The organism is Comamonas sp. MYb396, from assembly GCF_037479555.1.
GTDB lineage: Bacteria > Pseudomonadota > Gammaproteobacteria > Burkholderiales > Burkholderiaceae_C > Comamonas.
The window spans coordinates 446,001-459,297 of record NZ_JBBGYU010000002.1; the positions used below are offsets into that span (position 1 = coordinate 446,001).

Annotated in this window: 12 protein-coding genes; 9 read left to right on the forward strand and 3 right to left on the reverse strand. The window is 66.6% G+C overall.

Features of this window, described 5'->3' with window-relative positions; all coding sequences use genetic code 11:
• Positions 1-102 precede the first annotated feature (102 nt).
• Entirely contained in the window at positions 103-846 is a 744-nt protein-coding gene (locus tag WH265_RS06140) for an HAD-IA family hydrolase (RefSeq protein WP_339557687.1), read from the reverse strand.
• A 129-nt stretch (positions 847-975) separates the two neighbouring features.
• On the opposite strand from WH265_RS06140, the gene hemH reads away from it, so the two are divergent.
• The 3 genes from hemH (at position 976) to WH265_RS06155 (ending at position 5,505) form a co-directional block, all read left to right on the forward strand.
• Entirely contained in the window at positions 976-2,025 is a 1,050-nt protein-coding gene (gene hemH, locus WH265_RS06145) for a ferrochelatase (RefSeq protein ID WP_339557688.1), read from the forward strand.
• Positions 2,026-2,071: 46 nt separating this feature from the next.
• Positions 2,072-2,539: a GNAT family N-acetyltransferase gene (locus WH265_RS06150; RefSeq protein ID WP_339534577.1), complete on the forward strand. Its 468-nt coding sequence runs from the start codon at positions 2,072-2,074 to the stop codon at positions 2,537-2,539.
• A gap of 92 nt (positions 2,540-2,631) precedes the next feature.
• Entirely contained in the window at positions 2,632-5,505 is a 2,874-nt protein-coding gene (locus WH265_RS06155; RefSeq protein ID WP_339557689.1) for an AAA family ATPase, read from the forward strand.
• A 30-nt stretch (positions 5,506-5,535) separates the two neighbouring features.
• On the opposite strand, the gene WH265_RS06160 is transcribed toward WH265_RS06155, so the two are convergent.
• Positions 5,536-6,426 carry a plasmid replication/partition related protein gene (locus WH265_RS06160; RefSeq protein WP_339557690.1) on the reverse strand — a complete coding sequence of 297 codons (891 nt, stop codon included), beginning with the start codon at positions 6,424-6,426 and terminating at the stop codon, positions 5,536-5,538.
• 106 nt (positions 6,427-6,532) lie between these two features.
• Between WH265_RS06160 and WH265_RS06165 the strand changes: the two genes are divergently transcribed.
• From WH265_RS06165 to WH265_RS06190, 6 genes are all read left to right on the forward strand, one after another.
• Entirely contained in the window at positions 6,533-7,078 is a 546-nt protein-coding gene (locus WH265_RS06165) for a DUF4256 domain-containing protein (protein ID WP_339557691.1), read from the forward strand.
• Positions 7,079-7,219: 141 nt separating this feature from the next.
• Positions 7,220-8,179: a sulfurtransferase gene (locus tag WH265_RS06170; protein WP_339557692.1), complete on the forward strand. Its 960-nt coding sequence runs from the start codon at positions 7,220-7,222 to the stop codon at positions 8,177-8,179.
• 83 nt (positions 8,180-8,262) lie between these two features.
• Positions 8,263-9,360 carry a YeeE/YedE thiosulfate transporter family protein gene (locus tag WH265_RS06175; protein ID WP_339557693.1) on the forward strand — a complete coding sequence of 366 codons (1,098 nt, stop codon included), beginning with the start codon at positions 8,263-8,265 and terminating at the stop codon, positions 9,358-9,360.
• A gap of 16 nt (positions 9,361-9,376) precedes the next feature.
• Entirely contained in the window at positions 9,377-9,541 is a 165-nt protein-coding gene (locus WH265_RS06180; protein WP_021026986.1) for a hypothetical protein, read from the forward strand.
• Positions 9,542-9,642: 101 nt separating this feature from the next.
• Positions 9,643-10,686, forward strand: a complete 1,044-nt coding sequence (locus WH265_RS06185) for a transporter (RefSeq protein ID WP_339557694.1) — start codon at positions 9,643-9,645, stop codon at positions 10,684-10,686.
• 230 nt (positions 10,687-10,916) lie between these two features.
• The gene (locus WH265_RS06190; protein ID WP_339557695.1) at positions 10,917-12,164 is read left to right on the forward strand and encodes a putative Na+/H+ antiporter; all 1,248 of its coding nucleotides are present in this window, start codon (positions 10,917-10,919) and stop codon (positions 12,162-12,164) included.
• An 11-nt stretch (positions 12,165-12,175) separates the two neighbouring features.
• Here the strand turns inward: WH265_RS06190 and WH265_RS06195 are convergent, their stop codons facing one another.
• Positions 12,176-13,117, reverse strand: a complete 942-nt coding sequence (locus WH265_RS06195) for a DedA family protein/thiosulfate sulfurtransferase GlpE (RefSeq protein ID WP_339557696.1) — start codon at positions 13,115-13,117, stop codon at positions 12,176-12,178.
• Positions 13,118-13,297: the final 180 nt, after the last annotated feature.

A 13,297-nucleotide genomic window follows, 5' to 3' on the forward strand; every position in this document is an offset into this window, starting at 1 on the left:
ATGGCGCCAGCTTAGAGCCTGCATGGCTACGGATAAATAGTGCGCCATACAGTTGATAGCTGCAGTGGATGCAGCAATCACCGCTCTGGCGTTACCCAGCGATCAGGCAGCGGGCCGTCCCAGCAGATCACACAACTCGGTCAGATTGCGCACCAGCGCCTGGGGCGGGGGGCTGCTCAAGGGCCAGCGCAAGGCCAGGCCTGCTTCGCTGCGCTGGTGGTGGCCCAGCTCCTGGCGCTGCACCCAGGCGGCCTGCATGCCGCAGGCCAGCGCGCCTTGCACATCCAGTTCGGCGTCGTCGCCCACATGCAAGAAGGCGGGCAGATCGATACCTGCACGCTCGGCAGCAGCGGCAAAAATGCGCGGATCCGGCTTGGCCACCCCGACCTCGCGCGCACTGGTGCTGGCTACAAACCAGGGCGACAGGCCCACCAGGTCGAGCTGGGCATTGCCGTTGGAGACGGCGACCAGCGGGTAGCGCGAGGACAGCCAGGCCAGCGCATCCTCGACTTCGGCAAACCAGGTCACGCGGTTGCGGGCGGCAAAGAACTGGGCAAATACCGCCTCGACCAGCGCTTCATCGCCACCGCTTTGCTGCAGCGCACGGCGGATGAACTGCTGGCGGAAATGCGTCATGTCATGCGCCAGGTGCACAAAGTCATCGCGCACCGACTGGCGGATGCGCTGGGCCTCGGCCGGGTCCTGCAGCAAGGCAGCGGTCGCCGGCGCATGGTCCAGCAAAAAAGCGTGCTGTGCGGCCTCGGCCGCCTTCAAGGTGGGCAGCACGGGCCAGAGGGTGTCATCCAGGTCAAGGCTGATGGCACGGATTCGGGAGAGATCGAGCATGGCGCCCAGCATAGCGGATCGCGGCCGCCCGGCGCGCCGCAGCCGTCCGCTGCCCGACAAGTGCGCGCGGGCCCGCTGCGCCCAGGGGTATGCACGGTGGCCCGCTGCCAAGCTGCGACAATCCCAGCCATGGTTTCACGCTTTCGACCCGAGCCTCTTGGCCAACCCCTCCCTGACCGAACCGGCATCCTGCTGTGCAACCTGGGCACACCCGATGCGCCCACCACCGCGGCCACGCGCCGCTACCTGGCCGAGTTTCTGAGCGACCAGCGCGTCGTCGAGATCCCGCCGCTGGCCTGGAAGCCGATACTGCATGGCGTCATTTTGCGCACCCGGCCAGCCAAATCGGCCGCCAAGTACCGCAGCATCTGGATGCCCGAGGGCTCGCCGCTGGCCGTCTGGACCGAGAAGCAGGCCAAGCTGCTGCGCGGCACTTTGGGCGAAGCAGGCCACCAGGTGCTGGTGCGGCCGGCCATGCGCTATGGCAATCCCTCGATTGCCAGCCAGCTCGATGCCTTCAAGGCCGAGGGCGTGCGCCGTGTGCTGGTGCTGCCGCTCTATCCGCAGTACTCGGCCACCACCACGGCCAGCGTGGTCGATGCCGTCAATGCTTGGTGCGCCAGCGCGCGCGACATCCCCGAGATCCGCTTTGTGCGCAGCTACCAGCGCGACCCGGGTTATATCCAGGCACTGGCCCAGAGCGTGCGCAAGCAGTGGCAGATCGACGGCCGCGCGCCCAAGCTGGTGATGAGCTTCCATGGCATCCCCGAGCGCAATGTGCGCCTGGGTGACCCCTACCAGCAGCAGTCGCAGGAGACAGCCCGCCTGCTGGCCGCCGAGCTAGGCCTGGCCGAGAGCGAGTACCTGCTCACCTTCCAGTCGCGCTTTGGCAAGGCCAAATGGCTGGAGCCCTATACCGAGCCCAGCCTGATCGCGCTGGCCCAGCAAGGCCTGCGCCATGTGCAGGTGATGTGCCCGGGCTTCCCTGCCGATTGCCTGGAGACGCTCGAAGAGATCAACCAGGAAGTGCGCGAAGCCTTTGTCCATGCAGGCGGCCAGCAGTTCGACTACATTGCCTGTTTGAACGACCAGCCCCGCTGGATCCAGGCGCTGCGCGAGCTGGCCCTGCAGCACCTGCAAGGCTGGGACACCAGCGCGCCGCCGCTCCAGCCGCGCTGAGCCCAGCCGCACAACGCCCGCCCCACGCTGCCCGAGACCGTAGCCTATGACCCTCCTGTCCCCTTACCGGCCCGAGCAGCGCGAGCGCGTGCTGGCCCTGTCCCTGCACGAGGCGCAGCAGCCCTATGTTGCGCCAATGGCCCAGACGCTGGCCGAGCTCCACCCGGGGCTCAGCGCCCACCTGATCGGCCATGGCGAGCAGATCGCCGGCTTTTTCCTGATCGACCAGGACTACGCACAGCACTACCCCTTTGCCTCGGCGGACAGCGTGGGCCTGCGCAGCTTCTTTGTCGACCAGCGCTTTCAGGGCATGGGCCTGGCCAAGCGCAGCCTGCAGGCGCTGCCCGCCTACCTGCAGGCGCAAGGCATGGCCGCCACGGCCGTGTTCCTCACCGTCAACTGCAAGAACGCCGCCGCCATCCCGCTGTACCGCCAGTGCGGTTTTGCAGACACCGGCGAGCTGTACCTGGGCGGCGGCTATGGGCCGCAGCACATCATGCGGCTGGCGCTGTAACCCTGCACTGCGCCTTGCCCAGACACCCCCATTGACCCACCACAAGGCCCCTGCCGCCCCGCGCGCCTGTGGCCTTCTAAAAAAAGATTCCCTTGTCCGACACGCCATTGACCCCTTCCCGATCTGCCGCCTCCTTGCTCTGCGCCGAGCTGCTGCAGGCCCACGAGCTGCGCCTGCGCATTGACCCGGCCCAGCTGGGCTTTGCCAGCACGGCCGAACTGGTGCAGGAGCCCTTCTCCTGGATCGGCCAGCAGCGCGCCCAGGCGGCAGCCGAGTTTGGCCTGGCGATGGACCCGCCCGACTACCACCTGTTTGTGCTGGGCGAAGAAGGCAGTGGCCGCACCTCGCTGCTGCGCCAGGCCATGCAGGCCGAGGCACAGCGCCGCCCTGCTGCGCAAGATATCGCCTTTGTGCACAACTTCGCCGTGCCCGAGCGCCCCCAGGCGCTGCGCCTGCCCGCTGGCCAGGGCCGCAGCCTGCGCCGCCGCATCGAGGCCATGGTGGACAAGCTGCCCGAGCAGCTCGACAAGGCCGTCCAGCAAGCGCAGCACCGCAGCCAGATCGAGCAGCTCTACAACCAGGCCCGCCAGGCCGAAGAGGCCGCCTTTGGCACGCTGCACGACTGGGCCCAGAGCGCCGGCCTGCGCATTCGCCGTGAAGAGGGCCAGCTGGTGGTCGAGAGCCAGGACAGCGGCCCCGCCGGCCAAGGCGATGCCGGGGGCCCGGATGCCGGAGGCCCGGATGCCGGAGGCCCGGATGCCGGAAGCCCGGACGCCGGACAGTCCGCTGCCGATGCGCCTGCCGCGTTGACTGCCGCAGAGCGGCTGCAGCAGCCGTCGGCCGCTGACACCGATCAGCTGCCGCCAGCGCTGCATAGCGACTCTCAGCCCCCAGCCGACACCGACACCGACACCGACACCGACGCCGACCCGGCCCTGCTGCTGTCGCCTGGCGAAGGCGCAGAGCAAGAAGGCGAGGATGGCGCAGAGGCCCCCAATGCCACGGCACCTGCCGAAGACCTGGAATACCAGCTGCGCGTGCAGCTGGCGCAGTTCCGTGGCCTGGTGCGGCAAGCGCAGATGGCGCGCGATGCGGCGCTCAATCTGTTCTACCAATCGTTGGCCACGCCGCTGTGGCAGGCCGCATCGGCGCAGGTGCTCGAGGGCCTGACGCCCAGTGCCGAGCATGGGGCCACCTTGCAGCGCTGGCTGTCGCAGATGCAGGCCGAGTGGCTCAAGAACATGGCGCTGTGGGTGCCGGGCAGCATTGCGCAGGATGCCGATGCGCTGCTTGACCAGACCGACAGCATCGAGGGCGAAGGCGAAAGCCAGGACGCACGCGACGATGCCCGCGCCCTGCTGGAGGCCAAGCGCAAGGCGCTGCGCGCGCTCAGCCAGCTCAACCTGATCGTGGACCACCATGGCGAGGCCCATGCCCCCGTGGTGCTGGAAGACCAGCCCAGCCTGCGCAACCTGTTTGGCACCATCGACCCGCCGGAAGACGACGAGCGCCGCAGCGATTTCTCCTGCATCCGCGCGGGCAGTGTGCTGCGCGCCGATGGCGGCTTTTTGATGCTGCACCTGCGCGACCTGCTGGGCGATGAAGACAGCTGGCAGGCGCTGCGCCGGGTGCTGCGCACGCGCCAGCTGCGCATTGAGGATGCCCATGCCGCCCAAGGCCCCAGCAGCAGCGGCGCGATGCTGCCCGAGCTCTTGGCGCTGAACTTCAAGCTGGTGCTGGTCGGCTCCGAAGATGCCTACTACCAGCTGCAGGAGAGCGACCCGGACATGGCCCGGCGCTTTCGCGTCAAGGTCGATTTTGCCGACCAGTTCCAGGCCTCGCTCGCTACTTACCGCGCCACCGCCGCACTGATGGCGCAGCGCTGCAAGCTCTACCAGATGCCGCACTGCGACGCCGGCGCGGTGGCCCGGCTGCTGGAGCAATCCCACCGCGAAGCCGATGACCAGCAGCGCCAAAGCGGCCGCTTGAACCAGTTGGAGGCCCTGCTGCTGGAAAGCGCCCAGCGCGCCCGCCAATCCGGCCAGCCATCGGGCCAGCACCGCCTGGTACAGGCCGCCGATGTGGAGGCCGCGTTGGCTGCCCAGCGCCTGCGCCACAACGCGATGGAGCAGGACCTGCATGCCGCGATCACCGACGGCGAGCACCTGATCTCCTTTGCCGGCAGCCAGGTCGGCCAGATCAATGGCATGTCGCAGATCGACACCGGCGACCACCGCTTCGGGCTGCCGGTGCGCATCAGCGCGCGTACCCATGCCGGCCAGGAAGGGGTGATGAACATCGAGCGCGAGGTCGCCATGTCCGGCCCCATCCATGACAAGGGCGTGCTGATTTTGCAGGGCTATCTGACCGCCTTGTTTGGCCACCTGGCGCCGCTGGCGCTCAATGCCTCGGTGGTGTTCGAGCAGGAATACAGCGGTGTCGAAGGCGACTCGGCCAGCTGCGCCGAGCTCTATGCGCTGCTGTCATCGCTGTCGGGCCTGCCGCTGCGCCAGAGCATTGCCGTCACCGGCGCGCTCAACCAGCACGGCGAGGTGCTGCCGGTGGGCGGCCTCAATGAAAAGATCGAAGGCTGGTTTGACCTCTGCGCCGCGCAAGGCCTGGATGGCAGCCATGGCGTGCTGATCCCGGCGCGCAACCAGCGCCATCTGATGCTGGCCGAGCGCGTGGTGCAGGCGGTGGAAGCCGGGCGGTTCCATGTCTACACGGCCGAGCATGTGGGCCAGGGCCTGGCGCTGCTGATGGACCAGTGCAACCTGCCCGCTACGGGCGCCCTGCACCCCATGCCTGAGGCGCAGCGCCTGCCTATTGCGGTGGTGCAGGCGGCCGAGGCCAGCCTGCTGCAGTACCGCCTGGCCTGCCAGCGTGCCGATGCGGCGCGGCCCCGCGCCCAGCGCACGCGCCAGCGGCTGCTGCCCAAAGCCGCCAAGCGCCCGCCGCTGGATTAAAGGCAGCGCTCGAAAGACGGCAGGCCTGGGTCAGGCTTCGTCCGGGACCGGCAGATCCTGCGACGAGGCTGCCGCCAGCTGCAGGCGCAGCTGGGCGTTTTCCAGCTCCAGCGCGTGCACGCGGGCGCGCAGGTCGCTGATCTGCTGCTGGGCCTTGTCCAGCGCAGCATCCACCGCCTCGGCGCCATGCGCGGCCGAGGGGGCGCTGGCGGGTTCTTCGGCTTCGGGGGCCTCTTCCTTGGGTTTGCGCTTGGCCTCGCGCACCTGCTTGACCACCTGCTTCAAGCCATCCTTGCCGCCTTGCGCAGCGGCCTGCTGCGCTTCATGCGGCAAGGTGGCCACCACAGCGGCTGCATTGATGGAGATATCGCCGGCCTTCAAGGCCTCGACCAGCGCAGGTGCGGCGCTTTTCTGGATTTTCTCGATCTGCGCGACCTGGCTGCTCGACAAGCGGGCCGCCTTGGCAATCGCCTCGCGCGTGGCTACCTTTTCCAGCTCGGCCGCATCGACCGGCGAGAAAGCCTCATCGGCATTGCTGAGCGCTGGCGCCTCGCCTTCGGCGGGCTGCGCGGGCACCGGGTGGGCCTTCTCCAGCTTGCGGTGCTCCAGAATCTCGCGCTTGCGCAGCGCCAGCACGCCGCGCTGAAAATCCGAGACGCTGCGGCGCCCCAGGTGCTGGTCGATCATCCACAGGTAGACATCCTGCATCGACTGGAACTGGGTGTTCTGCACCGTGTTGAAAGGCAGGCCATGCTTTTGGCAGATGCCGTAGCGGTTGTGGCCATCGACCAGCACATTGCCCCAGAGCACCAGCGCATCGCGGCAGCCTTCGGCCAGGATGCTGCGCTCCAACGAGGCATGCTCGTCCGGGGTCAGTGGGTCGATGTAGGCCTTGAGTTCTTCGTTGACAACAATATCCATAATGCAGAGCGGCGGCAGGGTGCCGCCGCTGGTAATCCTTAAAAAAGCTTGCGCCGATTGTAGAAGTGCGCAAAAGTGGCAGCCGCTTGACAAGGATTTGACAGCCATGAACAAGACCGAACTGCAGGCATTGATCGCCGTGCTGCAAGTGCGCTTTGAAGCCCATATGCCGCGCCACCCCGAGCTGGACTGGGCGCTGGTGCTAAAGCGCCTGGACAAGAACACGGCCGCCCACCAAGCGCTGGCCCAGATGGAGGCCACCGGCGGCGAGCCCGATGTGATCTTGCAGGATGGCGCAAGCGGCCAGCTGCTGTTTGCCGATTGCGCTGCCGAAAGCCCCACGGGGCGTCGCAGCCTCTGCTTTGACGAAGAGGCGCTGGCCGCGCGCAAGGAAAACAAGCCCGCAGGCAGTGCGCAGGGCATGGCCGACGCGATGGGTGTGCAGCTGCTGGACGAGGCGCAGTACCGCCATCTGCAGACCCTGGGCGCTTTTGACGGCAAGACCTCCAGCTGGCTGGCCACTCCCGACGAGATGCGTCGCCTGGGTGGCGCGCTGTTTGGCGACCGGCGCTATGGGCGCGTGTTCACGTCCCACAATGGCGTGCAGTCCTATTACGCAGCGCGCGGCTTTCGCGCGGGGCTGTGGGTATAGGCAGGCCATGCATGCAGTGCGGCCCTTATTCCCTCAGGGCATATAACCTTACCGCCATATATTCAATCTGCGCATAGCCTGCTCGCAGACCGCAATCGCGGGACAATAGAGCCCATTGATTTGCCTCTACACGCTATTGCCATGACAACCTTTCGCCAGCTGGCTGTGGCCAGCGCCCTGTTCGCCAGCAGTTGGCTCACGGCAGCCCATGCCGCCCAGCCCCTTTTGAGCCCGGCCGAGCTGGCCAGCGCCCAGCAAAGCGCGGCCGCGCCTGTCGTCATCGATATCCGCGAGCCCAAGCTTTATGCCGAAGGCCATATCCCCGGTGCGCTCAATGCGCCCTATGGCAAGTGGCGCGGCCCGGCCACCAACCCCGGTGAGCTGCCCGATCTGCCCAAACTCACGGCCTTGGTGCAGTCGCTGGGCCTGACCCCGGCCACGCATGCCGTCGTGGTATCGACCGGTGCCGATGCCACCGATTTTGGCGCGATGGCGCGTGTCTACTGGAGCCTGAAGGTGCTGGGTCTGAAGGATCTGTCCATCGTCAACGGCGGCATGAAGACCTGGGTGGCCGAGGGCCAACCCGTCAGCACCCAGGCGCAGCAGGTGCAGGCCAGCAGCTACCAGCCCGTGCTGGACGAGAGCCTGATCGCCACGCGCGACCAGGTGCGCTCCCATGTCGACCTGAGCAATGCCGCGCTGGTCGATTCCCGCCCCGATGCGTTCTACCAGGGCAAGACCCGCGCGCCAGCGGCCAAGCTCTCGGGCACCCTGCCCGGCGCGCAGCAGCTCGATTTCAACCAGTGGTTTGTCAAGGGCACGGCCCAGTTTGTGGACCCGGCCACCGCACGGCAGATTGCGCAGAAGGTCAGCCGCAAGGACGGCCAGGACACCGTCGCCTTTTGCAATACCGGCCACTGGGCTGCTACCGACTGGTTTGGCCTGAGCGAGATGGCCGGCCTGCCCAATGTCAAGCTGTATGCCGGCTCGATGGTGGACTGGACCCAGCAGCCCGATGCACCGGCGATGGAAAACCAGCCCGGCCGCGCCGAATCGCTGGCCTATGACGCCAAGCAATGGTGGCAGCGCAAGTTCAAGTAAGCCGGACCCGGTTCTTTGGCTGCCAGCACTTCTGCAGAAGCGCTGGCAGCTTTTTGTTGTATTGACTCTCAACGGTGATCGTGATGAAACGACTTCCCCTGTCGATCCTGATGGCGGCCTTTTTCGGCTGGCTGCTGTGGTCGGTATCGCTGCGCCAGGCGGCGCTGTTCCTGGTCGGTATCGGCCTGGGTGCCATCCTGGCCGGCCAGCGCTTTGGCTTTACCACCGGCTGGCGCATGCTGGTCGAGGACAAGGACCCGCGCGGCGTGTTTGGCCAGCTGCTGCTGCTGGCACTGGCCGCCGCGATGGCCATGCCGCTGCTGGGCCACTACCCGGAGCTGACGGCCGCCCTGGGCCCACCCAGCATCAGCCTGCTGGTGGGGGCCTTTGTCTTTGGCCTGTGCATGCAGATTGCTGATGGCTGCGGCAGCGGCACCTTGTACAAGGCCGGTATGGGCATCCCGATGAACACGGCCATCCTGCCGATGTTTGCGATTGGCAGCTTCTTAGGGTCGCTGCACCTGGGCTGGTGGCTGGACCTGGGCCGCATGCCGGCAGTCGGCCTGGTCAGCACCTGGGGCTGGCTGCCGGCCCTGCTCGCCACCTTGGCGGCGCTGGCCGTGATCGGCTTTGTGGTCCAGGCCTATTGCGCCAAGGCCCATGCCGCGCAGCAGCGCAGCATGCCCGGTCTGTGGCAGCGCAAGTGGGTGATGGGCGCGATTGGCCTGGCCATCTTCGCGACCCTGAACCTGGTGATTGCCGGCCAGCCCTGGGGCGTGGTCTATGGCTTTGGCCTCTGGGCCGCCAAGGTAGCGAACGGCACCGGCATCGTGGACCTGGCAGGCAACTGGTTCTGGAGCCAGCCGGGCAATGCCCAGCGCCTGCACGAGACCGTGCTGCTGGACATCACCAGCATCACCAACATCGGCATTCTGGCCGGTGCGCTGTGGATTGCGGCGGGCAAGCCGGCTGCCGCCAAGGCGCTGACCGGCACGCAGTGGCTGGTGGCCCTGGTCGCTGGCCTAGTGCTGGGCTATAGCTCGCGCCTGGCCTTTGGCTGCAATGTGGGCGCGATGCTGTCTGGCATCAGCACCGGCAGCATCCATGGCTGGATCTGGGTGCCGCTGGCCTTTGTCGGCACGATCTTCGGGCTGCGCATTCGCCGCCATTTTGGTTTTTAAGCGCGAGGAGCCGCATATGAACACCACCCTTTTGCGCAGCAGCTTCTGGCTGCTGCTGGTCGCCTTCATCGCCTGGGATTACGTCCACAGCCAGCCGGTGGACCTGCGCTACGAGGCACCGCTGATCGCCGCAGGCTCGGGCCAGCATGCCAGCGGCGGCCACTGCTCGATGCCCGACTGAGCACGCCAGCGCGCGTCATGGCTTTGTCATGAAACAGTCACGGTAGCTGCCAAAAATACGGGGTTTGGCGCGGGGCATCCGCCCGTCCCCGGAGTGCTATCTTGACTGAACCCCTGCCGCGCGCGCATGATACGGCCCCGCTGGTCTCCCCCCATGACAACAGCGGCCTGATCTGGGGCTATGCCTTTGACGGCAACGGCCCCGCCACGGCGCTGAACGCCGAGCAAGCGCAGGCCTGGCTGGCCGCACCGCCCAGCAGCACCGGCTTTGTCTGGCTGCATTTCAACCTCTCCCATGCCCACTGCCTGCGCTGGCTGCAGCAGTATGCGGCCCTCGATGAGCAGTACTTCGAGGCGCTGCGCGATGGTCTGGCCTCGACCCGCATCGAGCGCATGGACGATGCGCTGCTCGCCGTCATCAACGACATCGATTTCGACTTTCAGTTCGAGTCCAGCGACATCCACACGATGTGGATCCAGGCCTCGCCCCAATGGGTGATATCGGCCCGCGCCCATCCGCTGCGCTCGGTCGATGCGCTGCGCCAGCAGATTCGCCAGGGCGACACGCCCGGCTCCAGCCCGCAGTTGCTGGAGCGCCTGCTGCGCGCCCAAGCCGATGTGCTGGTGCGCATCGTGCGCGATGTGACCCACCGCGTCGACCAGATCGAGGACACCATGCTGGGCGGGCGCACGCGCATGCAGCCGCGCCAGCTGGGCGCGCTGCGCCGCCTGCTGGTGCGCTTAAAGCGCCTGCTCGCGCCCGAGCCCTCGGCGATGTTCCGCCTGCTGCAGATGCCCCCGCAGTGGATGCTGGACGAGGACCTGCATGCGCTGCGCGCGGCCAGCGAAGAGTTCTCCGTTTTTCTGCGCGACATGCAGTCGCTCGAAGAGCGCATCAAGCTCTTGCAGGAAGAGATTGCCGCCGGCATCAACGAAGACACCAACCGCTCGCTCTACACCTTGACGATGATCACCGTGCTGGCCCTGCCGGTGAACATGATGGCCGGTCTGTTCGGCATGAATGTGGGCGGCATCCCGCTCAGCCAGGATCCGCTGGGCTTTTGGCTGCTGGTGGGGGTCATCGTGCTGTTCTCGCTGATCGCGGCCTGGTGGCTGCGCAGCAAGCGCCGCAACCCGCCGGCCTGAGAACCTGCTGAGCGCCTGCAAAAAGACATTAACAACCGATCACTGATTATTTTTTTGTAAAATGGAAGGCTTGGGTGTCGTCACATAGGGTGTAGCGGCAGGTTGTGAGCGAAGGTCGGGCCGCCTCGCTGGAACCCTGTTGCCTGCACCGTTTGGCCTGCGGGGCGCTGACACCCCCGTGCGCGCCCAACGGCCTGCAAACGGCTGCATGCTTCGCACCGGAGCACACCATGTTTGCCATCGAGCACCTGGCGGCTGGCATTTTTGCCATCGCGCTGGCCCATACCTTTCTTGCCAAGCAGTTCGAGCGCCTGTCGCACCGCTACCCGCGCCATGCTGGCGTTTTCCATCTGCTGGGCGAGGTCGAGATTGTCTTTGGCTTCTGGGCCATGGTGCTGATCGGCGTCATGGCCTTGGCCAGCGGGCCGGCCCAGGCGGTGGACTACGCCGAGTCGCGCAACTACACCGAGCCCCTGTTTGTCTTTGTCGTCATGGTCATGGCCGCGTCCCGCCCCATCGTGATGACGGTGCAGCGCACGCTGGCGGCTGTGGCCAGCGCCACGCCGCTGCCGACGGCCCTGAGCCTGGCCTGGCTGGGCCTGGCTGCCGTGCCGCTGATGGGCTCGCTGATCACCGAGCCGGCTGCGATGACGATTGCCGCGCTGACCCTGGCGCCGCTGGTCTTCACCCCGCGCATGCCCACCCGCCTCAAGTACCTGGCGCTGGGTGTGCTCTTCGTCAACATCTCGATTGGCGGCACGCTCACCTCTTATGCGGCGCCGCCGGTGCTGATGGTGGCCGCTACCTGGGGCTGGGACAGCGCCTTTATGCTCAGCCAGTTTGGCTGGAAAGCGGTAATTGCCGTCTTGATCAACGCCAGCATCGCCACCTGGTGCATGCGCGGCCATCTGGCGACAGCACCGCAAAGCGAGGATGCGCAAGCGACCATGCCGCTGGGTGTGGTGGCCGTGCATGCGGCCTTGCTGGCAGCGGTGGTCGTGCTGGCCCACCACCCGGTGCTGTTCCTCGGCGTATTTCTGCTGTTTCTCGGCTACACCCATGCCTATGCCCGGTACCAGAGCCCGCTGATCCTCAAGGAAGCGCTGCTGGTGGGCTTTTTCCTGGCGGGCCTGGTGGTGCTGGGCGGCCTGCAAAGCTGGTGGCTGCAGCCGCTGGTGGCCAGCATGGCGCCGCTCGCGCTGTTCTTTGGTGCACTGGGGCTGACCGCCATCACCGACAACGCCGCCCTCACCTACCTGGGCTCGCAGATCGAAGGCATGAGCGATGCGGCCAAGTACATGCTGATGGCCGGTGCCGTCGCCGGTGGCGGCCTGACGGTGATTGCCAATGCGCCCAACCCTGCCGGTGTGGCGCTGCTCAAGCACGGTTTCAGCAACGCGACCATCAGCATTGGCGGCCTGCTGCTGGGCGCCTTGCTGCCCACCGCCATTGCGGCGCTGGCCTTCCTCTGCCTATAAATCGCTGCTGATCAAGCGGGCGCAGCGCTGCTGCCATGCACCTGGTAGCCCGCATCGATCCAGGCATCGATGCCGCCCAGCAGCGGCCGCACCCGCTGGATGCCGGCGCGGCGCAGCAGCTGGGCAATGCGGGCCGCCGATACCTCATTGGGGCAGGCGCAGTAGACGATCACCGAGGCCTCGGGATCGATGGCTGGCAGCCGCGCGCCCTTGGCATGCGGATCATAGGAATGCGCGCCGGGGATATGCGATGCCTCAAAGGCCGTGCCGGCACGCACATCGAGGATGACGGGCAGATCGCTGCCGCCCAGCAGGTCATTGAGTTCGTCGACGGTGAGCCGCTCCATGCGCAGCGAGCGGATCACCTGGCGCCGGCTCCACCAGCGGCGCGCGATGAAAATGGCAAACGCCAGCCCCAGCAGCAGCAAGCCCCACTGGCCCAGTTGCGCGAGCACCGCCAGCAGGTCCTCGACCGTGGAGCTGAACAGCCCCCCCAGCAGCACCGCCGAGCCCACCCACAGCAGCGCGCCCAGGCCATCGAACAGCACAAAACGGGCGGGCGTCGTGCCCACGGCCCCTGCCAGCGCACTGGCAATCGACGCAAAGCCGGGCACAAACTTGGCAATCAGCAGCGACTTGGCGCCCCAGCGGCCATAGAGCGACTCGGTGTTCTGCACGCAGGAATCGGGCGAGAGCGAGACCTTGCACACCCTGGCGAGCACGCGCCGGCCATAGCGCCGCCCCATGGCATACCAGACGCCATCGGCGATCAGCGCCGCCAGCACGGCCACCGCAATCAGCAGCAGCTGCTGCGTCAGCGAATGGCCATGGATGGCGCCGGTCACCATCAGCACCGGATAGGCAGGGATGGGCGCGCCCAATTGCTCGATCAGCACATTGAGAAAGACGATACCAATACCGTATTCGCGCACCAGGGCGACAATCAGATCCATGGAAACAAGCCATTCATCGCTGCCGGGGCAGCGCCAGTTTTTGATCTGTCGATACTAGGCCATGGGCAGGCGGCTGCCTAGCCCGCAAATGGGCAATACAGTGTTGCAGCTTTAGAACGCTAGCGCCGCGAACACCATAAAAAAGGCACCCCGCAGGGTGCCAAGAGAAGGATGCTTTGC